The organism is Nakamurella panacisegetis (assembly GCF_900104535.1).
Classification (GTDB): Bacteria; Actinomycetota; Actinomycetes; order Mycobacteriales; family Nakamurellaceae; genus Nakamurella; species Nakamurella panacisegetis.
On the sequence record NZ_LT629710.1, the window covers coordinates 1,670,576 to 1,693,846 of the forward strand.

Here is a 23,271-nt window from a genome sequence, read left to right on the forward strand (position 1 = left end):
GAGTACCTCGTGACGATGACCACCCGCCGGAGAACCACCGGACCGGGAACGCAACAGGACACGACGTGAGTTCGCCGTTCGACGCGTTAGGCGTCACGAACCCGGTCGTCGCTGCCCCCATGGCCGGCGGTCCCAGCACCCCGGCGCTGGTGATCGCGGCCGCGAGAGCGGGATCTCTCGGATTCCTGGCCGCCGGATACAAGAGCCCGGCGGCGGTCGCCGAGGAGATCGCCACGGTGCGAGGCAGGAACTCCATCTTCGGTGTGAACCTGTTCGCTCCCAACTCGATGCCGGTCGACCGGGCCGCGTACCGGAGCTACGCGGCCGCGCTCGCCGCCGATCTGGCCGCCTTCGGCCTTGAGCCCGTGCCCGAACCGCGGGAGGACGATGACTCCTGGGCCGCCAAGATCGACCTGCTCCTGGCCGACCCCGTTCCGGTGGTCGGCTTCACCTTCGGTCTGCCCGACCGCGCGGTGCTGCGAGCGCTGCGGCGAGCCGGCACGACGACCGTCCAGACCGTCACCAATGTGGAGGAGGCTCTCCTCGCCGAGGAAGCCGGCATCGACGTCCTGGCCGTCCAGGCCAGCGCGGCGGGCGGCCATTCCGGCACCCTGACCCCCTCCCGACGACCCGCCGACGTGACCCTGCCGTCCCTGGTCACCGACATCGCCGCCGCCACCACGGTTCCGATCGTCGCGGCCGGAGGTGTGTCGGATCCCGTTGGGGTCACCGCCGGGCTCGGCGCCGGAGCGACCGCCGTCATGGTCGGTACCGTCCTGCTCCGGTCGGACGAGAGCGGGACGTCCGACCTGCATCGGGCCGCCCTCGTCGACCCGGCCCGGACGCACACGGTCGTCACGCACGCCTTCACCGGTCGTCCGGCCCGAGCACTGACCAATGCGTTCATCGACCGGTATGACGCGGTCGCGCCGCTCGGCTACCCCGCGCTGCACCACTTGACCAGCCCACTGCGGAAGGCGGCGACGGCCGTCGGCCAACCGGAGTTGGTTCACCTGTGGGCCGGCACCGGCTTCCGCGCGGCCACCGCCGAGCCGGCGGAAACGATCCTGCGTCGGTTGGCGTCAGCCGTCTGAGCGGCGCCCCACCGCCGGCGGTGCCGATCCAGGCCTCAACCTGGCCGAGCCAGGTCGAGCGTCGAGCAGCCGTCACGCATCACCGGCGAGTCCGAGTTGCTCCCGGCCGATATCGCTCAGGTCGGCCGAGCTCGGACGTTCGGCCCAGGTGACCTCGTAGTCCTCGGCGGCGAAATCACCGGGACTGACCCCGGCCAGGAACGCCTCACCGCAGGCCTTTGCGTACGCCAGGTTCTTCTCGCACCACGGCGTGGCCGGGATGTACATGACGTTTCCCCAGCCACGCTGGTCCGCAACCGGGCCGACGGAATGGATGACATCGCCGTGCCACCACACGGTGTCACCCGGCTCGACCGCCGGGATCGGCGACAACGCGGGCAGCAGCAGGGAGTGGTACCTCGCGGTGATGGGAAGCGACTGTCCGTTGGCCGCGCCGCACAGGTCGTCATCGTCGACGTCGTCCTGCAGAGCCCGCAGCAGCATGTAAACCATCGCCTCGACGATCGGGACCACGTGCAGCACACCGTCTTCCGGATGCATGTCGGACAGGGCGGTCCAACCCTGGAACGTCCGGAAGGCTGAGCACATCACCGTGGACGGGAACTCGTTGACCTCGGTGCGGTATGCGCCGTCCCAGGCGTCGTAGTCGCGCCACCGGCCGGAGAAGACGTGACGAAAGACCTTGTGGTAGGCCGGAAGCAGCCAGCGTTCGACCGATCCCGAGTCCGTGTGGGCCGAGAGTCCAGCCGAATTGGTGTGAGGTGCTCGTCGACGGACGCGGTCGGGGTAGGCGGTGTCGCGGGAAGCGTCGAACCAGACCCGGCCCTCCGACTCGGCCTTCCAGAATCCGTTCAGGAATCGGCGGGTCGCGACCATGCGCTCGTCCTCGCGGGCTTCCATCTGCGGGCGTGACCAGTAGATCGGGAAGATGGAGGGTTTCCCGGCGGCCAAGCCGCCGAACACGCCATCGTCGACGTACTGGTAGACGTCGTCGAAGTTGTTGTTGTCCAAGTACTTCACCAGATGCGCATCCCAATCCTCGGCCTGCGCCCGGGGGAAGGTGCCCTTGACGACGGCGCATCCGCGCTCCCGGATCCGGATCCTCGTCTCCTCCGGCACCGTGCCCGCCTCGATGTCGGCGAACTGCACCACCGGCCAGATCGGTTCGCCCGCGGACCGGGCGGCCACGATCGCGTCGACCTGGGCCTGCATGGCCGTCTCGACCTCGGCAAACACGGCCTGGTAGTCACCGATCTGCTCGCGCAGCCTGGCCTTGGCCGCCCGAATGGCCTCAGGGAAGTCGGCGGGTACGTCGGACGTGACAACGGACGAGGACATCGGCGTCCCTCTCGTGTGGGAATCCAAATGATTAGGACTCCAGATCAAACTGATGGCTTATGTTAGGACTCCTACCAATACACGCGCAAGGGGTCGGATGGTCAGGCGGTCACCGAGGCCGGCACCGGAGATCGGGCCGTCACCCAGCGGCGACCTGCCCCGGCTCGGGATGCTGCGGGAGATGACGGACGAGGCCGTCATGGCTCAGGTGTTCGCGCGCGCGCGTGTCACCCGGGCGGAACTGGCCACCCTCACCGGCATCTCGAAGCCGACGACCTGGCAGTCGGTCCGGCGTCTGGAGGAGGCCGGTGTGCTGCAGCCGGCCGGTCCCGACGACACCGGTCGGCGTGGTCGCGTCGCGACGTTCTACGAGCTGCCCCCGGACGCGGGCTGGGTGTTCGCGCTGCAGATCGACCAATCGGGCCTGCGTCTGGAATCGCTGGATCTGACCGGCAGGGTCTTCTTCGACCGGCACCACCCACCCGGGCCGCCCGGTGACGCGCCGGCCCTGATCACGGCCCTCCGGAAGGCGCTGACCCAGACGTTGACCGCCGGCGCCGCGCACGGCCCGGTCCGCGGCGGGGTCATCTCGTTGGCCAACCCGGTCGATCCGGTGACCAACCACATCATCGCGATGCCCGACTCGCCGTTTCCCGAGGGCCAGGCGCCTCTGGACCAGGTGCTGGGCGATCTGATCGCCGCGCCGGTGACCGTCGACAACGACGTCAACCTGGCCGCCGCCGCCGAACGAGCCTCCGGGGTGGCCGCCGGCGTCGACGACTTTGCGTACCTCTACGTCGGGGCCGGCATGGGGATGGGCCTCTACATTGCCGGTCGGCCGGTGCGGGGTGCCCACGGACTGGCCGGTGAGGTCGGCGAGCTGTCGGCCGCTGCGGCCCGGCGCCCGACCCTGGCCCGCGCGTTCCACCAGTCCGGCTTCGGCACCGAGGGTGGTCCGTCGGTGCGGGTGGATGACGTGCTGCGGGCGATGGACGCCAGCGGAGAGCTACCCGATTCGGTGTTGACGATCGCCGGTGTCATAGCCCAGGCCGTGGTCGCCACGTGCGCCATCGTCGACCCGGCCTTGTTCGTTCTCGGTGGCCCGATCGGTTCGCATCCGGCCCTGTTGGAGCCCGTCCGGGCCGCCGTCCGGAACATCTGGCCCGGCCCGGTGCGGATCGAGTCGAGCACGACCGGCGACCACCCGGCCCTGCGCGGCGCGGCCGGACTCGCGTTGGCCAGGGGCCGCGCTGCCCTGTTGGCGTCGGTCAACGGGATGAGCGGCGACCAACCCGTGGGCGAGCCGAGGGACCGGTGACCCGCCCATCGCCATCGGCGCACCGCCCGGACCGCGCGCCCGTCCGCGCCCCCGGCGACGACCCACCCCGCACCAACGACGGGCACCGAGCGACCTCCGGCCGGGCCCGTCCGATCAGGAGCGATCGAGCCGGGGGAACAACAGCTCCCGGGCCAAGAGCAAGCCGGCTGCGGCGATCGGGATGGCGACCAAGGCACCGAGGATGCCGAGCAGGGCCGAACCGATCAGGACGGCGACCACCGTCACCAGAGGGGGCACGTCGACCGCCTTGCCGATGATCCGCGGCACCAGCAGGTAGTCCTCGCCGAGCCGGTACACGATGAAGAAGATGACGGTGGCGACGGCCAGCGGGAACGACACCGTCATGGCGACGAGAGCGACCACGACGCCGGCGACCGTCGACCCGACCACCGGGACCAGGTCGAGAATCGCCACCATGATCGACAGGAGCAGCGCGTAGGGGACGCCGAAGATGATCAACCAGGCGAACGTGAGGCCACCGGCGATCAGCGAGATCACCAGGTTGCCGAGCACGTACCCGCCGACCTTGGCCAGGATGTCGTCCCCGATCAGGATGGCGCGCGGGCGACGGGAGTGGGGGAACAGCCGGTAGAGCAAGCCTCGGATCCGCGGCATGTCAGCCAGGAAGTAGATGGTCAGCACCAGCACCACGAGCCCGTCGGCCACGGCCGAGAACACCGCGACCCCGGCCCCGATGATGCCCGAGGTCGCGGCCGATGTGGACGAGGAGAGCAGCGACTCCAGCTTCTGCTGCAGATGGAACTTCGCGTTGAGCTGCCCGATGAACGTGTGCTTGTCCTGCGCCTGCTGGAGGTACTTCGGAGCGTTGGTGACGAATTGCTCGGCCTGTGTGACCAGAGCGGGCACCGCCGCCGCGATGAACCCCGCGATGCATCCGATGATCACCACCAGGACCACCACCACCCCCAACCAGCGCGGCACCCGCCGTCTCACCAGCCAGGACACCGCCGGGTCGATCCCCACGGCCAGGAACAACGACAGCCCGATGAGGATGAAGGTATGGCCGGCCGCCACGAACAGATGGAGCGCGGCATACATGACGGCCACACCCGCCGTGGCCACCAAGGCGACGAAGAACGGTGCGCGCCAGTTGAAGGGCTTCCCAACGGTACCCATCGGGTTCTCGTCGGTGCTGATCTCGGCCGCCGTTATCTCGGCCACGGCCACCATGCCCTCGGACTCGGACTCATGCGGCAGGCCGACCGATTCGTCGTCCTCGTCTCGGGCGGAGGACGGCCCACCGGGCGTCGGGTCGTGAAGTTTCTCGTTCGGCACGGGAAATCCTGTCTGCGGACGGAATGGAACATTTCGGTGGAAGAACCGTCGGCTGACGTCCGTCCGGATAGTGCCCAGCCAACGGTTTCCTGACACAGGAAACTAATCGGCGCCGATCGGGCGGTTCAAGAGCCGGACGGTCCGACGCCGGACGGCTTCACGGGCGGGCCCGACCGATTCACGGCCGGGCCCGACCGGCCACCCGGACTGGTCGCCCGGACGGACGAACAGCCACCATCGCTCCGGCCGTGGCGGGGCGACGCGCCGTCCTTGCTCGCCGGTCATGCCTGACGCCGATCGAGTGACCCCCTCCGTCGGATGGCGGCCTCTTCATCTAGATTGAGCCGATGCCCGATCCGGACAAATCGACCGTCGATGACACCGTCACCGGTGCCGCCCGGGCGCTCCGCGCCGTCATCCTGGCCGGGGAGCATTACCGCCAAGTGGTCGCCGCCCACCTGGGGCTCGACGTCAGTCAGACCCAGGCCCTCTCGTATCTGTACTCCAAAGGCGATCTCGGCCAGGTCGAACTGGGTGCCCTGCTGGGCTACAACACCAGCAGCATCACCGCTCTGGTCGACCGGCTCGAGCGGGCGGGCATCGCCTGCCGCGTCCGTCATCCCACCGACCGGAGGAGGTCCATCGTCCGGCTCACCGAACGGGGCCACCTGGTGATGCGCGACCTGGATCGGACCTTCCGGCGTGCCTTCGATCATCTCGAGCCGCAGAGCCTCGCCGAGCTGACAACGGCCATGTCGTCGATCGCGGCCGACCTCCGCCTGGGCGCTGACGCCCTGGCCGATCTGCCTCCGGCCCGCCTCTGACCCGGTCGGCGGCCCGACCGAGCGTCGTCGCTGCCGGGCGTTGCCGCACCCGACAATGGCCGGCCGTGCCCGGTCCGGGCCACATTCATCGTGGCGTTGGTCTCGGGGTGAGTTCGGTCCGGACCGGCTGGGTACTGACCCGGCGTCCCACTCGCCCGCCGACATCCGTAGCGTCGGACGGGTCGGCGCACGCCAGCGCCGGACGACCCACCAGCAAAGGACTTGGTATTCACGTGTTGACTGCCCGAGCGTATTCCGCCCCATCCGCTACCGAGCCTCTCGTCCCGTCGACGATCGAGCGACGCGATGTCGGCGCCCATGACGTCCTGATCGAGATCAAGTTCGCCGGCATCTGCCATTCCGACATCCACACCGTGCGCGGCGACTGGGGCACGGTGCCCTACCCGCTGACCGTCGGCCACGAGATCGCCGGCATCGTCACCGAGGTGGGGCCGGACGTGTCCCGCTACGCGGTCGGCGACCGGGTCGGCGTCGGCTGCATGGTCAACTCCTGCCGCGAGTGCGACAACTGCCGCGCGGGACAAGAGCAGTACTGCCTGAACGGCAACACCGGCACCTACGCCAGCCGCGACCTGGACGGGACCGTCACGCAGGGCGGGTACTCCAGCCACATCGTGGTCAACGAGGACTTCGTCCTGCGCATCCCGGGCTCGATCGACTTCGCCGCGTCCGCTCCCCTGCTGTGCGCCGGCATCACGACCTACTCGCCGTTGCGCCATTGGAACGCCGGCCCCGGCAAGAAGGTGGCCATCGTAGGCATGGGCGGTCTCGGCCACATGGCGGTCAAGTTCGCGCACGCGATGGGCGCCCATGTCACCGTGCTCTCCCAGACCCTGTCGAAGGAGGAGGACGGCAAGCGGCTCGGTGCCGACGAGTACTTCGCGACCAGCGACCCGGACACCTTCAAGCAGCTGCAGAACCGGTTCGACCTGATCGTGAACACGGTGTCGGCCGTCATCGACATCAACGCCTACCTCAAGCTCCTCGCCCTGGATGGCACCCTGGTCAGTGTCGGCGCACCCGGTGAGCCGCTGCCGGTGGCCGTCTTCTCGCTGTTCGGGAACCGCCGGTCGTTCGCCGGTTCCGGCATCGGCAGCATCGGTGAGACCCAGGAAATGCTGGACTACTGCGCCGAGCAGGGCATTGCCTGCGACATCGAGTTGATCGGGGCTGACTACATCAACCAGGCCTGGGAGCGGGTGCTCGCCTCCGACGTGCGATACCGCTTCGTCATCGACACGGCCACGCTGCCGGCCGTCTGACGCGACCGGTTTGCGGTGCCCCGGGCGCGGGTGGGTGCGACGGCGCCGATCACCATCGATGGTGATCGGCGCCGATGAACACGCACCGTCACCGGCGCCCGGGCAAGCGGAGCGTCGTCCGGACCGCGGGATCTGATGTCACCACAGGACGGGTGAATCATGAAAGGTGCCTTGAATTCTCTGTGCGTCGTGATTTAGAGTAGTTTCTAGTTACACTGCGTAATGTTAGCGGCGTGGGCACCGTATCTTTCTGTCGAACCCTTTCTGTCGAACCCAACTGATCCGGAGCTGGTCATCGTGCGCGTGCGTTCAGCGTTATTCCTCTCGGCGGCGGTGATCGCCGCCACGCTCATCCCGATCGGGGCGTTGGCCTCGGTGCCGACGCCGACTGTTCAGGCGGCCTCCACACCCGCAACGGTGGCGCCGGTACACCTCGATGCGAAGGCAGTGGCTGCGGCGGCCGCACCGGCGCCCACCCGCTCACGGACGTTCAGCGGTGGCTACCTGCAGGGAACGCTCCGGACGAAGCTGTCGGCCGAGGCGTTCTCATCCTCGGTGGTCGGCAATCTGACCGGGCACACCGACGGCGATGTGGACGTGGTCGCCGCGTACCTCGACGGCTCGGTCCACATCTGGAGCGCCCGCACCGGACGGCAGGAGTTCGTCATCCAGACCGGGTCGGCCATCCGGGCCAGCCCGGCCCTGGTGCGCCTGCGGGCCGGCGGCGGATACATGCTGTTGCTGGCCAACGACGCCGGCACCGTCTACATGTATGGCTGGGTGAACCATCAGCCGCACCTGGTGTTCCGCAAGTCGGTGCCCCGGTCGACGCACCGGCCGGGAATCTTCGGTACACCGACCCTGGCCAACCTGGACAACAACGGCAAGATGTACGTGGTGGTCAGCAGTTTCGACCAGCACCTGTACGTCTGGGACCTGGCCGGAAACAACAAGAAGGGGTTTCCGTACTTCGCTCAGGACACCATCTGGTCCTCCCCGACCGTCACCAAGGTCGACGGCGATGCCTACCCCCGGATCATCTTCGGCTACGACTGCGGCGGATCCGGTGCGCAGACCTGCTACCAGAAGTGGCACACCCACGGCGGCGTTCTGACCTCCCTCCGCCACGACGGCTCGACTGCGCCGGGCTGGCCGCAGCTGATCCCGGGCCAGGTCGTCTGGTCGACGCCGGCCGTCGCCTCCCTCTACGGCGGCACCAAGAAGCAGATCATCGTCGGAACCGGCCTGTTCTATTCGAACGCGGGATACGCGACGTACGTGTTCGACTCCAGCGGGCACCGACTGATGACGGTGCCGATGCACGGACGCACTTTCTCCTCGCCGGCGATCGGCGACGTGATGGGTACCGGCAGCGGCGCGCCGCAGATCGTCATCGGCGACGAGTTCGGCCACACCGACATCATCGACGGCAAGGGCCACCGCTTGGTCGACGTGTGCACCGCCAAGCTGAACACCTGCGTGATGTCGCACTCCAGTCCGATCATCGGTGACCTGTACGGAAACGGGCACCAGGAGGTGGTCGCCGTGGGCGGCAACACGTTCTCGATCATCGATCACACCGGACGTATCACGAACACGGTGCAGATCAAGGAGACCGCCCTCGGGTTGGCCGCCTCCCCCACCCTGGTGAACATCGACGGAAAGGCGACCTTGTTCTTCACGTTGATGGCCAAGAGCGCCGGGGGCAACCAGGCCGAGGTGGTTTCCTACACGTTCCCGACCAGGGCCGGGGCCAGTGCCTGGCCGATGTTCAAGGGCAACACCCAGCGCTCGGGTGCATCGGGCAAGGTGGTTCCGAACGCCTGACGGCCGCGACGGGGTACACCAGCAGGATCGCGACAAGAGGCCCTGCCGTCCGGAAGGACGGCAGGGCCTCTTGGTCATGCCCGGTTGCTATCTCACCGGGTGATGCTCTTCGCCGCGGACGTCGAGGTCAGCGTGACGTAGCCGGCCTTCTTCTCCGTCACCCGGACGCTGAGCTTCTTGCCCTTGTCGGCGGCGACGATCTTGTAGGTCGACTTGGTGCCACCGGCGATCGCCCGTCCGGACCGCAGCCACTGGTACGACAGGGTCGCACCGGCGGTGTGGGTGGCCACCGAGGCGGTGACCATGTGTCCGACGGCGGTCACGCCCGAGATGACCGGCGTCGAGAGAGCCAGTTTGCCCGCCACCGTGACCGCGGCCGAGGTAGCCGTCGCGGTGGCGTAGTTGGCCTTCTTCGCCGTCACCGCAACCGACAGCCGGGTAGTGGCGTCGGCGGCAACCGGGGTGTAGCTCGACTTCGTCGCCTTCGCGATCGCCTTTCCGTTGCGAAGCCACTGGTAGGAGATCGTCGCGCCGGGCGTCACCTTCACCGAAGCAGTCAGCGTGGAGCCGACCACGGGAGCACCCTTGATGACCGGCTTCCCCAGGGACAGCACGCCCTGCACCGTGACCGACTTGACGGCAGAAGTGTTGCCCGCCTTGTCGATCGCGCGGTACTGGACGACCTTCGGGGCACCGGTGACGGTGACCGGGCCGGTGTAGGTGGCCCAGGTGGAACCGCCGTTCACCGAGTACTTGATCGCGGCCACTCCCGAGCCGGCGTCGGTGGCCGCCAAGGTCAGCTTGCCCTTGGCGGAGGACACCACCGAGGCCGCCGGTGCCGTGCCATCGATCTTCACGATGATCGTCCGACGAGCCGGAAGGGCATTGGCGGACGTACCGAACAGATCGACCGTGTGGGTACCGTCGCCGCTCACCGTGACCGGGCCGGTGTAGTCGGTGACTTCACCGTTGTCGACCTCGATCGACAGGTACGTGGACTGTGCATCGGCGGCCGTCGCGGTGAACGTCACCGGGCGGGTGTACCAACCGCTGGCCGGCGCAGCCGGCGAAGCGGCCAGCGTGACGTCCGGGGCCGGACCGACCGGCTGCTTGACGACAGTCTTGGCGTCCGAGACCACCGACGGCAGGTCGGTGAACTGGCCCGTGTACGCGCCGACACTGATACCGGTGACTCCGTTCATCGCCGCCAACTGCTGGAACCCGGCAGTCTGGCGAACGATGTTCAGGATGTTGATCGCCGACCGCTGGAGATCACCCAGGCGCATGTTGTAGCTGGTGATCGCATAGTTGCCGGTGGTCGTCACGGTGTAGGACACCACCGGCGTCGTGCTGTCGCCCGGAGTCTGATAGACGACATTGGACACGACGATGGCGGCCCGCTGGGTGGCGGACAAGGCGGCCAGGGTCGCCTGCACCTGGGCGTAGGCATTGGCGACGGTGCCGTACACGGCGACCGGTGCGACCGTCTGGTTGTTGATGACGTCCGTCGTGGTGACGGTCGACAACGGGGTCTGCGACAAATCCGTGTCCGGGCCGACATTCGTGACGATGGTCGTCGAGGACGACGCCGGCGCCGCCAGGGTCAACCCGCCCAGGGTCAGGCTGTAGGACGTGCGGGTCGGGGAGACCGTCTTGTTGTAGGCCGGCATCCCGTCATAGTCGATGGTCGCGTCGACCTTCTTCAGGTTGTTGATGATCTCGCCCTGGTTGCCACCGGGTTCGATCAGGTCGTTACCGGCGTACATGGTGGCGACCGCGCCGTGGTTCCCGCCCCAGTCGGTCATGACCAGGCCCTTGAAACCCCACTCACCGCGCAGGATGTCGGTGACGGTGTCGTAGTTGGCCGAGGCGTAGGTCCCGTTGATCTTGTTGTACGACGTCATGATCGCCATCGGCTGGGCCGTCTTGACCGAGATCTCGAAGCCGCGGAGGTAGATCTCGCGCAGCGCGCGCTCGGAGATCGTCTCGTTCACCGACGATCGCGACGTCTCCTGGTTGTTGGCCAGGTAGTGCTTGATCGTCACCCCGACGCCGGGGTTGCTCTGCACACCGGCCGTGGTGGCGGCGGACGTGAGCCCGGTGACCAGGGGATCCTCCGAGTAGTACTCGAAGTTGCGGCCGTTGAGCGGGTCGCGGTGGATGTTCATGCCCGGGGCGAGCCAGAGCGTGACCCCGACCTCCTTCATCTCCTTGCCGATCGCGTTGCCGACCTGTTGGATGAGGTCGCGATCCCAGGTCTGCGCCAGCAGAGTGCCGATGGGCCAGGCGGTCTCGTACTGGTAGGTCTTCGGTGTGGTGGCGATCTGCTGGGTCAGCCGGAGACCGGCCGGGCCGTCGGAGAGCGTCATGCCCGGAATGCCCAGGCTCTCGTACTTGGCCGTCGTGTACCCGGCCGCCCCGACCGCGGTGGTGGTTGTTCCGGCCGCGGTGGCGCCCTCGACGATGTTGGCCAACTGTGTGACGGACAGGCCGGCCACGAACGACTGGATCGAGATGGTGCCCTTGGCCACGTCGAACAGGGTGGCCGTCGGGCTGGTCGTCACCTTCGAGACATTCTCACCGGTCTTGGGCTGGTACGGGGCGCCGGTGTTCTCCCAGTTGGTCTGGGCCGAATCCACGTAGGCGGTCGTCGAGGAGATCTTGGCACCGTCGATGGCGTAGTACGGCGACGATGAGTCGACGGTATTGGTCTGCTCGTAGGCCGACGCGTGGTTGTGCGTCACGTAGCCGGTGGTGTCGAGCGAGATCGACGGCGCCGCTGCGACTTCCGCCGCCTCCGTCGGGTAGGTGTAGAAGTTGGCCGGATTGCTGGTGAGCTCTCCGGTCAGCGTCTCGTCGGTCTCCTCGTTGGCCAGTTGCTCGGTCACCAGCCGGGAGGCCAGGTGGATCTTGGCCGCCACGTGGCTGTTGCGCGAGGAGTTGCCGAGGCGGATGACGTAGTCGCCGGCGTCCATGACGTACTGCGCGGTAGCCGAGTTGTAGGAGGACATCTGGGTCGTGTCGTAGGTGATGGTCAGGACCTGGGACGCGCCCGGGGCCAGATCGTCGGTCTTCGCGTAGCCGGCCAGTTCCTGATACGGCTTGTCGATGCCGGTCTGCGGCGCCGAGAAGTAGGTCTGGACCACCTCCTTGCCGGAGTATGTCTTGCCGACGTTGGTCACCTTGGCCTTGACCGTGACCGTCTTCGTGTCCGCCGTCACGCTCTGGGCGTCGATCTGAAAGTCGGTGTAGGACAGCCCGTACCCGAACGGGTAGGACACCGCGCTGGACGGGTCGACGCCGCCCGGGGTGATCGTCTTGTAGAACGAGTCGAAGTACCGGTAGCCGACGTAGATGCCCTCGGTGTAGTTCTCCTGCAGGGAGTTTCCGTCGTTGCCGGCGAAGGTCGCCGAAGCCGGGTAGTAGCTGTACTTGCTGGCCCAGGTGTCGGTGAGCTTGCCGGACGGATCGACCTGTCCGTCGAGGACCTCGGCCAGGGCGTTGCCGGATTCCTGCCCGGCCTGGCTCATCAGCAACATCGAGTCCAGCGGCTTCCCGCCGGACGGATCGAGGGCGGACGCGTTGATCTGGTTGAAGAAGTTCGTGTCGACGATCCCCCCGACGTTGAGGACGACGATGACGTGCTTGTAGTTCTGGCCGATGCGCTGCAGGTCGTCGGTCTCGGTCGGGGTCAGGAAATAGTCGCCGGCGGCGTTCGCCCGGTCCTTGCCCTCGCCGGAGTTGCGGGCCAGAACGTATACGGCGGTGTCGGTCGGGGCGGTCGGCTGCACCGTGACGGCCGTCAGCGGCTGCTCTACGGACGAATAGTCCACGGCCCCACCGAAACCGGAGCCGCCGGTGGTCGGCGGGTACTTCGTGTCGTAGGCCGACTTGACGGCGTTCCAGTACGCATCGCTGGTGGTCACCGCGAAGCCGGCGTTCTCCAGGCCGGTGCGCGCGTTGATGGTGTAGCGATTGTTGACGTTGCCGGATCCGGTGCCCCCCTTGACGGTGGCGTATGCCCCGACACCGAACAGGGCGACATTGGGCGACGTGGACTTGACGATGGGCAGGGTGTTGTCGTGGTTCTCCAGCAGCACCATGCCCTGGGTGGCGGCCGTCTTGGACAACTGGGCGTCGGTGAGCTCGAGTGAACTCGGGTCGGGATTGGTGGTCGAGGCGGTGGCCGTGAGTGTTCCGGTGAACATCAACGCGGCGACGGCGGCAAGCGATATGCCCGCGCGCCTCCGCGATCGACTGCGTGGTGGATGGGGCATGAAGCGTCGTCCTCTCTGACGAACTGCGTACTCACCAATGAATTCGCGGCCGCGGGAACTCGTCACCGCTGTCGGTGATCGATCCGGCTGGCGACCGCGCTGGACCCAACGAACGTTAGACGCGCTTATTTCATGCTGTCAATGGCTCAAGTTCAATCAATTGACCCTCTCTTTTAGGTCCATAATCGGCGCAATAAAAGTCCAAGATTGGCTCAAAAGATCGGTCCGCGTGCCCTAAGGTCATCGCCATGGCCGAGACCTACGACAGCTCCTCCCCCCGGATGCGCACGCGCGAGGACCTCTACCAGCTGATCCGTTCCCGAGAGCAGGTGACCAGAGCGGAGCTGGTCGAGCTCACCGGCATGTCACGGAGCACCGTCAACCACGCGATCGGCAAGCTGCTGACCGAGGGACGGGTGACCGAGACCGACATGCAGACGAAGGGTCCCGGCTCGGGCAGTGGCCGGCCGGCCACCGGACTCAAGGTGGTGGTGTCCGGAGCTCCGGTGGCCGCCATCGACTTCGGACACAACCACATCCACGTGGCCATCGGTGATGCCCTCGGCGGGTTGCTGGCCGAGCAGCGGGCGCGGATCAACGTGGACCTGCGCGCGAACGACGCGATGGACTTCGCGGCAGAGCTGCTCGGCAAGCTCCGACGAGAGGTCGGCGCCGACCAGCTGTCCGCCCTCGTCGCCGGCATTCCGGGCCCGGTCGACACCAAGACCGGCCTGGTTCGCTCGTCGACCATCTTGTCCAGCTGGGTGGGGCTGGCTCCGGCACAGGAACTCGAGCGCCGCACCGGACTCGAGGTCCACGTGGAGAACGACGCGCTCCTGGGCGCTTTCGGCGAGCGCAAGGCCGGGGCCGGGCGCCAACATCCGACCTTCCTGTACATCAAGGCTTCCCACGGGATCGGGGCCGGACTGGTGCTCGGCGGTGAACTGTACAAGGGCGTCACCGGGGTTGCCGGCGAGATCGGCCACACCTATCTGGCCGGGCGGACCGAGCTGTGTCGGTGCGGCAACCGGGGCTGCCTCGAGGCGGTCGTGTCCGTGCAGTCGCTGCTGGAACAGGTCGCGCACACCCACCCGACGGTGGACGCCGACGCACTGACCCTCGACGCTCTGGACGACACCATCACGCACCGACTGCTCAACGAGGCCGGCCGCATCCTGGGTGGTGTGCTGGCCGACCTGTGCAACCTGCTGAACCCGGGCGCGCTGATCATCGGCGGGGAACTCGGGGCGGCCGGGACCTCGTTGCTGGAAGGGGTCGAGGCATCAGTGGAGCGGTACGCCCAGCCGGCCACGGCGGCCGTCGTGGAGATCCTGCCGGCCGCGCTCGGCGTCCGGGCCGAACTGACCGGCGGCCTGCTCCTGGCGGCATTCCGATCAGCCCGGTGAGCCGAACCTCAATTCCCCCGGCGCTGATTCGGCCGAATCCCCGCCGGAATGGTGAGCCGGATCAAGTCACACTTCCTTTGTGCCAACTGTGAGTTGAAAGTGTCCGAGCGGCCGGGAACCGCTCCGCCCGGACGCGTCCACACGCCTTCTCACCGCCGGGTCTCCCCGACGACCAGCCAGCGTCCGCTGCGGGTGCGCAGCGCCATCCCGATGAACCGCAGGAGGATGAACAAGGACAGTCCGGCCCACACTCCCCCCAGTCCCCAGTGGAAGATCAACGCGCACAACGCAAGCGGGATGTAGCCGCACAACGCCGACACCAACGTCACGGTGCGCAGGAACGAGTTGTCACCAGCACCGATCAGGACGCCGTCGAGAGCGAACAGCACCCCTCCCACCGGCATCATGCCGACCAGCCACGGCCACAGCACGTGAGCCTGGTGCTGCACGGCCGCGTCGGAACTGAAGGCCAGGGGGATCAGGTACCAGCCGGCCGCGGCGACGGCACCGAACACCACCCCGGCGATCAGGCCGTACCGCGACACCCGCCACGCCGTGCTCTTCGCGGCGTGCGCATCTCCGCCGCCGAGCGAGGCACCGACCAGTGACTGCGCGGCGATGGCGAACGAATCCAGAAGCAGGGCGGCGAAGTTCCACAGCTGCATCCCGATCTGGTGGGCCGCGAGCTGGGCCGCCCCCATCCGTCCGGCCACGCCGGCCGCCGTCATGTAGGACGCCTGAAAGGCCGTGGCCCGCAACACCAGATCCCGGCTGACCACCAGTTGGCCGCGCATCACCGGCCAGTCCATCCGCAGTTGCAGTGGGTGCTCCGGGGTGTTCTCCCGACGCAAGGCCAGCACACACAGCGTGCCGCCGACCCATTGTGCGGCCACGTTGGCGATGGCCGAGCCTTCGAGTCCCAACCCCGCCGGGTAGACCAGCACCGGCGAAAGGACGGCGGAGATGACGTTGGCCAGCACCACGATGCGCACTGGCGTGCGGGTGTCCTGCACTCCGCGCAGCCATCCGTTGCCGGCCAGCACCAGAAGCACGCCCGGGAGTCCGAGAATGGCGATGCGCAACCACGACTCGGCGGCATCCGAGACCGACACGTTGCCACCGACGATCAGCCTGGTCAGCGGGTCTGCGATCAACTCGCCGACGACAACCGCGATCGCGCCGATGAACAGCGCCAGCCATGACGCCTGCACGCCCTCGTTGACGGCCGCCGCCCGCCGGCCGGCCCCGAAGAAGCGCGCCGCTCGCCCGGTGGTTCCGTACTCCAGCGACGTGCCGACCAAGGCCAGCAACGTCATCACCGTGCCCGCCGCGCCCAGTCCGGCCAACGGCACCTGCCCCAGATGCCCGACCACGGCCGTGTCGACCAGCAGGAACAACGGTTCCGCGGCGAGCACGACGAAGGCCGACGCCGCCAGCGAGACGATCCGTCGGGTCGACACCTCGGTGCTGGTCATGCTGAGTCCCCTTCCGGTTCCGGTACGTCGGCGTCGTGCGTCAGCGGGCCGGACTCAGAAGTGATCGAGCAACGCGGTGAACGACGGAAGGCGCAGCACCCGGTCGTCGGGCGGGATCTCCGAGTGCTCCAGGACCCACGTGCTGACGTGCGGGATGAACACCGCATTGAGCCCGGCGGCCCGGGCGGGAAGGATGTCCGACTTCGGCGAGTTGCCGATCATCCAGGTGTTTTCGTTGATCAATCCGTGTTCGACGGTGACTTCCCGGTAGACGTCAGGGTCCTTCTCCGGCACGATGTGCACGGCCGCGAAGTGGTGCGCCAACCCGGATGCGTCGAGCTTGCGACGCTGCTCGGTCTGGTCGCCCTTGGTCAGCAGGAACAGGTCGTGTCGGGTACCGAGGGTGCCCAGCACGTCGGCCACCCCGGGCATCAGTTCGATGTCGTGATGCAGCAGGGCCGCGGCCAGGTCTTCGATCTCCGCCCGCTGCGCGTCGGTCACCGGTCGGGCGTAGAGCCGCTCGAAGGTCTGGGCCAGGTTGCCCAGGAACGCGCGCGACCCGTACCCGTTGTTCTTGACGTTGGCCGCTTCGATGTCGTCCAGCACCGAACGGATCTCGGGACGGCTCAGCGTCGGATGGGCCAGCCAGTCCAGGTAGTCCTCGACAACTCGCTCGAACAGCACGTTGTTCTCCCACAGCGTGTCATCGGCGTCGAAGATCAGGGAGCGTCGTGCGGTGTTCATGCCGGACAGTCTGCCTGCTCGCTCCAGCGGAAATCGAGCGGGTTGACGCCCGGCCGTCCCCGATCCTCCGGCCGGTGCAGAACGTCTGCGGGGTCAGGGCATCCAGCGGAAAGTCAGGTGCCTGTGTCACGTCGCCACGATTGTCAGCCCACCCAATCTGGTCCTCCGAGCCGGAGGCGCAGGGACGCCATCCCGCTGCGGACCCGCGACTTGACAGTGCCCGCCGAGACGCCGAGCAGACGGCCGACCTCCAGATACGTCAGACCGTCCAGGTAGTGCAGTTCGATGGCCTCACGCTGGAAGCGCGTGAGACCGGCCAGGGCCGACCTGACCTGCGAGCTCTCCTCGCGGAGCAGTGCGAGCTCGATGACCGGGTCGTAGTGATCGTGGCGATCGAGGTTGCTGACCCGGTACCGCTCGTCGCGCGAACGGGACGCCTGCGAGGCCCGCACCCGGTCGACCGCCTTGCCGCGGGCGAGCATCGTGACGTAGCCGGCGACCGAACTGCGCGCCGGGTCGAAGCGGGCGGCCTCTCGCCAGATGGTGAGGAACACCTCCTGGACGACTTCGTCGGATTGCGCCGGATCCCGAACAACGGTCAGGACGATGCGCTGGACGCCGGCCGAGAAGCGGACGAACAGTGCGCCGAACGCCGCCTGGTCGCCCGCCGCGATCGCGGCCATCAGGCGGGCATCCGGTTCACGCGGGATCGGCTCCGGTGCCGAACGCTGCGCCGGAATGGTGGGGGTGATGGTTGGGAATGTGGGGTGGGGGGAGACCACGATGCACCTTTCGGGTGGCTGGCTCCGGCCCGCGTCCGACGGCGGGACGGGGTGGGAGAAGGATCGTGACGGCCGAACCGGCGAGGCACGCACGAGCGCCGTGCCCCGCGGCGCCGGCCTCCCGCCGAGGTGGGGAGGGCCGGCGCCGAGCTGATGCGGTCAGACGGTCGAGGACGACCGGCGACGCAGCAGCATCAGGGACAGCGCACCGAGCAGCAGCAGCAGGAGCGCCACGGTCAGCAAGGTGCGGATCGGAGACCCGGTGTAGGCCAACGGGCTGGCCGAGGCCAACGGGCTGCCCGCGGCCAGCGGGCTTGCCGCGGCCTGCGGCAGGTCCTGGATCGAGGGGTTCTGGACCGAGGCCGGCGGCGCATCCGCGTTCGGAACGTGGTAGTTGACCAGGTCAATGCCCCTGGCCGGTACCGATGGGTGCGATGACGGCTGGGACGGGGTGGACGGCGTACCCGGAGTGGACGGCGTACCCGGAGTGGACGGCGTACCTGGGGTAGAGGGCGTACCCGGCGTGGAGGGCGTACCCGGCGTGGAGGGCGTACCCGGCGTGGAGGGCGTACCCGGCGTGGACGGCGTGCCCGGCGTAGCCGGCGTAGCCGGCGAGCAGGACGTCGACGAATCACCGAGCAAGCCGATTCCGTTGCCGCACACCGAGATCGGAATGTCGATCAGACCGCCGCCGGTCGGCGCGGTCCCGGTGCACCCGGACGTCGAGGTGCCGAGTACTCCAACCGACGTGCCGCACACACTGGCCGGGACGTTGACCAGACCGCCGCCGGTCGGCGCGGTCCCGGTGCAGCCGGACGTCGAGGTGCCGAGTACTCCAACCGACGTGCCGCACACACTGGCCGGAACGTTGACCAGGCTGCCGCCGGTCGGGGCGGTGCTGCCGGGCGTTCCAGCGCCCGGCGCCGGCGTCACGGCGGCGGCGCAGTTGGCCGACGATGTACCCAGTACGCCGGCGGACGTACCGCAGACGGTGACCGGGACGTTCACCAAGGAGTTAGCACTGGTGGCCGGTTGGCCACCCGTACCGGTCGACGTGCCTGCACCCGTGGTGCTCCCGCAGTTGCTCGACGTAGCGCCGAGAACGCCCACCGACGTGCCGCACACGGTCACCGGGACGTCCACCAGGGACCCGGAGCCGGACCGCGCTGGGCCAGACGAACTGGACGTGGCGTCACCGAGGAGGCCGACCGAGGTGCCGGTCACCGTGACCGGGACAGTCACGGCCGGACGAGAGGTGGCCGAACCCGAAGCAGCTGGCGTCGCGGACGGGGCCGAGCAACTTGAGGAGCCGTTGCCGACCGCGTTGCCGCAGACGGTCACCGGGATCGACACGAGCGAAGGGCCAGGGCTCGCCGTGGACGAACCACAGTTCGTGGTCGCCTGGCCCACCAGCCCGACGCTGTTGCCGCAAGCGGTGGCGGGCACGCTGACCAGAGCGCCCGACGCCCCGCCGGAAGAAGTCGCGGTCGGCTTCGCCGCGGTCGGCGCCGGGCTCGACGAGGTGGCCTTGCCGGCCACCGCCACCGAGTTCCCGGTCACCGTCACGGGCACCGAGACCACGCTCGGGTTCCTCGTCGGCGCCGCTGGGTCCGACGTCGTGGTCGCGGAGGCCGAGGTCGACGCCGCAGGGGTGGAAGTCGACCTCCCGAGCACCGCGGCCGACGTCCCCGACACGTTCACGGGAGCCGACACCAACCCGCTTTTCGCCGGCACCGCCGCACTCGACGACCCACCCGACGACGAGGACCTACCGAGCACCGCGGCCGACGTCCCCGACACATTCACCGGAGCCGACACCAACGACTTGCCACTCGAAGCCGCCGCCGTACCACCACCGGACTTCGACGAACCGAGAACGCCGACCGACGTCCCGGAGACGTTGACCGGGGCCGACACCAACCCGCTCTTCGCCGGCACCGCCGCACTCGACGACCCACCCGACGACGAGGACCTACCGAGCACCGCGGCCGACGTCCCCGACACATTCACCGGAGCCGACACCAACGACTTGCCACTCGAGACCGCCGCCGTACCACCACCGGACTTCGACGAACCGAGAACGCCGACCGACGTCCCGGAGACGTTGACCGGAAGGGAAATGAGGTGCTGCACGACGGCGGGAATGCCGCCGGCCGGCGGCGTTGATGGTGTGCTTGGGGTTTCGGCGGAGGCGATTCCAGCGCCGATGGCGAAGAATCCGCCGCTGAGGACGGCTACGCGCAGCCCTGTTCTGAGCCAGGTATTCATGACAATTCTCCCTGATGGAGTCCTTGGACAACCGGTCCACACAGCGGCGTCCGCAGGGGCGGAGGCCGCACGCAGCACCGCGTCGATCCGCCCGAGGGCATGGATCACGGGTGACTACGGGGACCGCTAATCAGGGGAGAACGTCGGCCGATCGGCCAGGGTCGCGAACAGCGCGTCGTCCGACTGGGACAGCGCCGCGAGCAGGGTCAACCGCGGGAAATCAGCGGTGGAGGACATGTCAGCCGCACCCGGCGAGGCACCACCAGAGCCGCTGGAACCGCCGGTCGAGCCGCCGTAGGTCGAGGAGCCGGGCGCCGCTGGGGCCGGCGTCGACGGGGCCTTGACCCGCCCGGGGGACACCGCGCGGGACACCCGACCGTCGACCGCCGAGGTGCGGGAGGCCCGTTCGGACGACGTCGCCGCGACATCCGGGTGCGCCGTCCGGGTCTGCGCGATGAATGCGGAAGAGCCTCCAGCTGCTGCCGAGGTGACCCTCGACGGGGCGGAGGGGACGATCCGCGGGGCGATGAACGCGCCATGGCTGGCTGGGATCGTCGAAGTAGTCGGCCTCGGCACCGTCAGATGTACCGCGATGGCCGCAGATGACTTCGGGCCCGAAGCCGTCGCGATCGAATGCGAACCGTCGGCGACGGGGTACAGCACCGTCACGCCCGGCGATACCGATGTCACCGGCGACACGGATGTGACTGGCGCGGTCGCTGGATCGAGCACGGTCGTCACCGGCGTCAAGACGGTGGTGACCGGATCCAACACAGTGGTCACCGGGTTGAGCACGGTGACCACTGGGTTCAGCACGGTGACCACCGGGGCCGTCACCGGCGCGACGGCGGAGACGATCGGGTTCAGCAGGTTCACCAGCGGCGCGAGCGCATCGGTGACGGGCTTCAATGATTCGGTGACTGTGCCGGCCAATGGAGCCACGGCGGTGGTCACCGGCTTGACGGCGTCAGCGATCGGGGTGACCGCAGCGACAACGGGCTTCACCGCTGTCGCAACTGCCTTCACCGGCTTGACCAGCGGCTGTGCCACGACCTGGACAACGGGGGCGACCGTCTTCACCACCGGCTGCGCCACCGTGGTCACCGTCTTCACCACCGGCTGCGCCACCGTCGTCACCGTCTTCACCACCGGCCGCGCCACCGTCGTCACGGTCTTCACCACCGGCCGCGCCACCGTCGTCACGGTCTTCACCACCGGCTTGACCGCCGGGGCCACCGCCTTGACCACCCCCGCCACCGGGGCCGCGGCCTTGACCACGATCGGGGTCGCCGCCTTGACCACCGGGATGACGACCTTGTCGGTCACCTTCTCGATCGGGGCCGGCAGTGTCGGCTTCGAGTTGGACTTGCTCGATGAGGTCGGAGCCACGGCATCCAGTGCTGCGGACACCACGCGGATGTTCGAGGTCACCGGGTCGACCGCCTGGTGAACGGCGCCCAGCAGTCCGGCGACCACCGGCACCGGAGGCGGGGGGGACGTCGGCGTTTCGGCGGCGGCGGTCGACCCTATCGACCCCACCAGCCACGCGCCGGCGGCGAACCCGGCAAGTACCGCACCGCGAGCGCAATTTCGGCGCAGGGAGGAGCGTGGGCTGTCCCGGTCGATGTCGACGTCGGTCATCCACGCTCACCCCCTTCCCGGAGTGTGGCCAGTCACAAAACTATGACCACTACCCACGACTCGCCAGGGGAATCCTCGGACGAGTACGGACACCCCCCGGACCGGTGGTCACCCAAACACGGTGTGTGACGCCGAATGGCGGACGGCGGGGCGGCTACTGGACCAACCGGGCTACCTGGACGGTTCGAGCCCTGGGGGAGTTCAAGACTCCGGAACCTGACGGCGTCAGGGATGAACTCCGTCCCTGACCCTACGCCCGCACGGCCTGGGTGTCCGGATGGACAACAGGGCACTCGCGCGGGCCTGGTCCCGCCTCCCGTCTCCCGAGGACGCGCGTCTGACCGATGACTCTCGGCGAGGCGGGTCACCGGGGCTCGGCGGCCACGCAGGCTCTGGCCCGGGCCAACGACATCTCCCGTTCCCGGGCGTTACGGGTCAGTTGCGCCGCACGTTCGAACTCGGCTCTGGCCTCCTCGAACCGGCCCAACTTGTACAGCAGATCACCGCGGACACTGTTCAGCAGGTGGTAGCGCGGCAACGCGGAATCGTCGACCAGCTGGTCGACCAGCTCGAGCCCGGCCAGCGGACCGTAGGCCATGCCCAGCGCGACCGCGCGGTTCAGCTCCACCACCGGGGAGCCGACCAATACGGCGAGTTCCGTGTACAGGTCGGCCATGTGGCGCCAGTCCGTGTCCTCGGCCGTGGCCGCTCGTGCATGGGCGGCGGCGATCGCGGCCTGCAGCAGGTAAGGACCGCGGACCGGGGCCAGCCCTTCGGCCCGGGAGAGCGCGTCCAGCCCGCGGGTGATGGCTGACCGATCCCAGTCCGCCCGGTTCTGGTCGAGCAGCAGCACCGGCTCACCGGCCAGCCCGACCCGGGCCGACTGGCGGGACGACTGGATCTCCATCAGCGCGACCAGACCCAGGACGTCCGGTTCCGACGGCAGCAGCCCGGCCAGGGTTCGACCCAGGCGCAGCGCATCGTCACAGAGATCCGGTCGCATCCAGTCGTCGCTGGACGTCGCCGAGTAACCCTCGTTGTAGATGAGGTAGACCACCTGCAGGACGGACGGCAGCCGCTCGAGGAAGTCCGCGCCCCGCGGAACCTCGAACGGCACCGCGGCGGTGGACAGCGCCTTCTTGGCCCGGACGATCCGTTGCGCGACGGTGGATTCCGGGACCAGGAAGGCCCGGGCGATCTCATCCGTGGTCAGGCCTCCGACCACTTTCAGAGTCAGCGCCACCCGGGCCGACAGGCCCAGCACCGGGTGGCACGCGGTGAACATCAAGCGGAGCAGGTTGTCGCCGAGATCGTGATCCAGGGCGGCGTCGGGGTCTTCGGTCACCGCTTCCGCCTTCGGATCCGACTCGCGACTGATCAACGCAAATTTCCGGTGCTCGCGGGAATTGCGGCGGAACAGGTCGACGGCGCGGCGCTTCCCGATCGTCGTCAACCACGCGCCCGGATTGGCCGGGACCCCGGTGACGGGCCATTGCTCCAGGGCAGCGACCATGGCGTCCTGGGCCAGTTCCTCGGCGACGCCGAGGTCGCTGCTCATCCGGGCCAGGGCGCCGACCAGACGCGGGTACTCCGACCGGAAGACGTCCTCGATCGTGACGCGGGTAGACCGGGCGGGCCGGACGTCGGGCACGGATCGATCAGATCACTCCGCGCTGC

The 23,271-nt window shown here is 68.4% G+C and carries 16 protein-coding genes; 7 read left to right on the plus strand and 9 right to left on the minus strand.

From position 1 onward, the window contains the following. Nucleotides 1–65: 65 nt before the first annotated feature. The gene (locus tag BLS97_RS07390; RefSeq protein ID WP_090475418.1) at nucleotides 66–1,094 is read left to right on the plus strand and encodes an NAD(P)H-dependent flavin oxidoreductase; all 1,029 of its coding nucleotides are present in this window, start codon (nucleotides 66–68) and stop codon (nucleotides 1,092–1,094) included. Between the two features lie 72 nt (nucleotides 1,095–1,166). On the opposite strand, the gene BLS97_RS07395 is transcribed toward BLS97_RS07390, so the two are convergent. Continuing rightward, a complete protein-coding gene (locus BLS97_RS07395; protein ID WP_090475419.1) occupies nucleotides 1,167–2,432 on the minus strand; it encodes a YbiU family protein in 1,266 nt (421 codons plus the stop codon). Nucleotides 2,433–2,613: 181 nt separating this feature from the next. Here BLS97_RS07395 and BLS97_RS07400 point away from each other — a divergent pair, with 181 nt between their 5' ends. Further along, nucleotides 2,614–3,750 (plus strand): ROK family transcriptional regulator, encoded by a 1,137-nt coding sequence (locus tag BLS97_RS07400; protein ID WP_197676456.1) that lies wholly within the window; start codon nucleotides 2,614–2,616, stop codon nucleotides 3,748–3,750. Nucleotides 3,751–3,864: 114 nt separating this feature from the next. Here the strand turns inward: BLS97_RS07400 and BLS97_RS07405 are convergent, their stop codons facing one another. Beyond that, entirely contained in the window at nucleotides 3,865–5,067 is a 1,203-nt protein-coding gene (locus BLS97_RS07405) for an AI-2E family transporter (protein ID WP_231988403.1), read from the minus strand. Nucleotides 5,068–5,414: 347 nt separating this feature from the next. On the opposite strand from BLS97_RS07405, the gene BLS97_RS07415 reads away from it, so the two are divergent. The 3 genes from BLS97_RS07415 (at nucleotide 5,415) to BLS97_RS07425 (ending at nucleotide 9,001) form a co-directional block, all read left to right on the plus strand. Continuing rightward, the gene (locus BLS97_RS07415; RefSeq protein WP_090475422.1) at nucleotides 5,415–5,891 is read left to right on the plus strand and encodes a MarR family winged helix-turn-helix transcriptional regulator; all 477 of its coding nucleotides are present in this window, start codon (nucleotides 5,415–5,417) and stop codon (nucleotides 5,889–5,891) included. 233 nt (nucleotides 5,892–6,124) lie between these two features. Then, the gene (locus BLS97_RS07420; protein ID WP_090475423.1) at nucleotides 6,125–7,174 is read left to right on the plus strand and encodes an NAD(P)-dependent alcohol dehydrogenase; all 1,050 of its coding nucleotides are present in this window, start codon (nucleotides 6,125–6,127) and stop codon (nucleotides 7,172–7,174) included. A gap of 303 nt (nucleotides 7,175–7,477) precedes the next feature. Then, a complete protein-coding gene (locus BLS97_RS07425; protein WP_157695265.1) occupies nucleotides 7,478–9,001 on the plus strand; it encodes a hypothetical protein in 1,524 nt (507 codons plus the stop codon). 92 nt (nucleotides 9,002–9,093) lie between these two features. Here BLS97_RS07425 and BLS97_RS07430 read toward each other — a convergent pair whose 3' ends face one another. Then, entirely contained in the window at nucleotides 9,094–13,209 is a 4,116-nt protein-coding gene (locus BLS97_RS07430) for a glycoside hydrolase family 3 protein (RefSeq protein ID WP_172832232.1), read from the minus strand. Nucleotides 13,210–13,526: 317 nt separating this feature from the next. On the opposite strand from BLS97_RS07430, the gene BLS97_RS07435 reads away from it, so the two are divergent. Continuing rightward, nucleotides 13,527–14,684 (plus strand): ROK family transcriptional regulator, encoded by a 1,158-nt coding sequence (locus BLS97_RS07435; RefSeq protein WP_090475426.1) that lies wholly within the window; start codon nucleotides 13,527–13,529, stop codon nucleotides 14,682–14,684. 149 nt (nucleotides 14,685–14,833) lie between these two features. On the opposite strand, the gene BLS97_RS07440 is transcribed toward BLS97_RS07435, so the two are convergent. The 4 genes from BLS97_RS07440 to BLS97_RS23775 form a co-directional block, all read right to left on the minus strand. Beyond that, on the minus strand, nucleotides 14,834–16,159 hold the full coding sequence (locus tag BLS97_RS07440) for an MATE family efflux transporter (RefSeq protein ID WP_090475427.1): 1,326 nt from the start codon (nucleotides 16,157–16,159) through the stop codon (nucleotides 14,834–14,836). Nucleotides 16,160–16,213: 54 nt separating this feature from the next. Then, on the minus strand, nucleotides 16,214–16,912 hold the full coding sequence (locus tag BLS97_RS07445; protein WP_407938047.1) for an HAD family hydrolase: 699 nt from the start codon (nucleotides 16,910–16,912) through the stop codon (nucleotides 16,214–16,216). A gap of 134 nt (nucleotides 16,913–17,046) precedes the next feature. After that, complete coding sequence (locus BLS97_RS07450) at nucleotides 17,047–17,685, minus strand: sigma-70 family RNA polymerase sigma factor (protein ID WP_157695266.1); 639 nt, start codon at nucleotides 17,683–17,685, stop codon at nucleotides 17,047–17,049. 159 nt (nucleotides 17,686–17,844) lie between these two features. Next, entirely contained in the window at nucleotides 17,845–18,327 is a 483-nt protein-coding gene (locus tag BLS97_RS23775; protein ID WP_157695267.1) for a hypothetical protein, read from the minus strand. A gap of 31 nt (nucleotides 18,328–18,358) precedes the next feature. Between BLS97_RS23775 and BLS97_RS07455 the strand changes: the two genes are divergently transcribed. Beyond that, nucleotides 18,359–20,083 (plus strand): hypothetical protein, encoded by a 1,725-nt coding sequence (locus BLS97_RS07455; RefSeq protein ID WP_157695268.1) that lies wholly within the window; start codon nucleotides 18,359–18,361, stop codon nucleotides 20,081–20,083. On the opposite strand, the gene BLS97_RS07460 is transcribed toward BLS97_RS07455, so the two are convergent. Together BLS97_RS07460 and BLS97_RS07465 are read right to left on the minus strand one after the other, a co-directional pair. Further along, entirely contained in the window at nucleotides 20,080–21,594 is a 1,515-nt protein-coding gene (locus BLS97_RS07460) for a hypothetical protein (RefSeq protein ID WP_090475431.1), read from the minus strand. The genes BLS97_RS07455 and BLS97_RS07460 overlap by 4 nt on opposite strands. Before the next feature lie 364 nt (nucleotides 21,595–21,958). Next, nucleotides 21,959–23,245: an RNA polymerase sigma factor gene (locus tag BLS97_RS07465; protein WP_231988404.1), complete on the minus strand. Its 1,287-nt coding sequence runs from the start codon at nucleotides 23,243–23,245 to the stop codon at nucleotides 21,959–21,961. Between the last annotated feature and the right edge of the window lie 26 nt (nucleotides 23,246–23,271).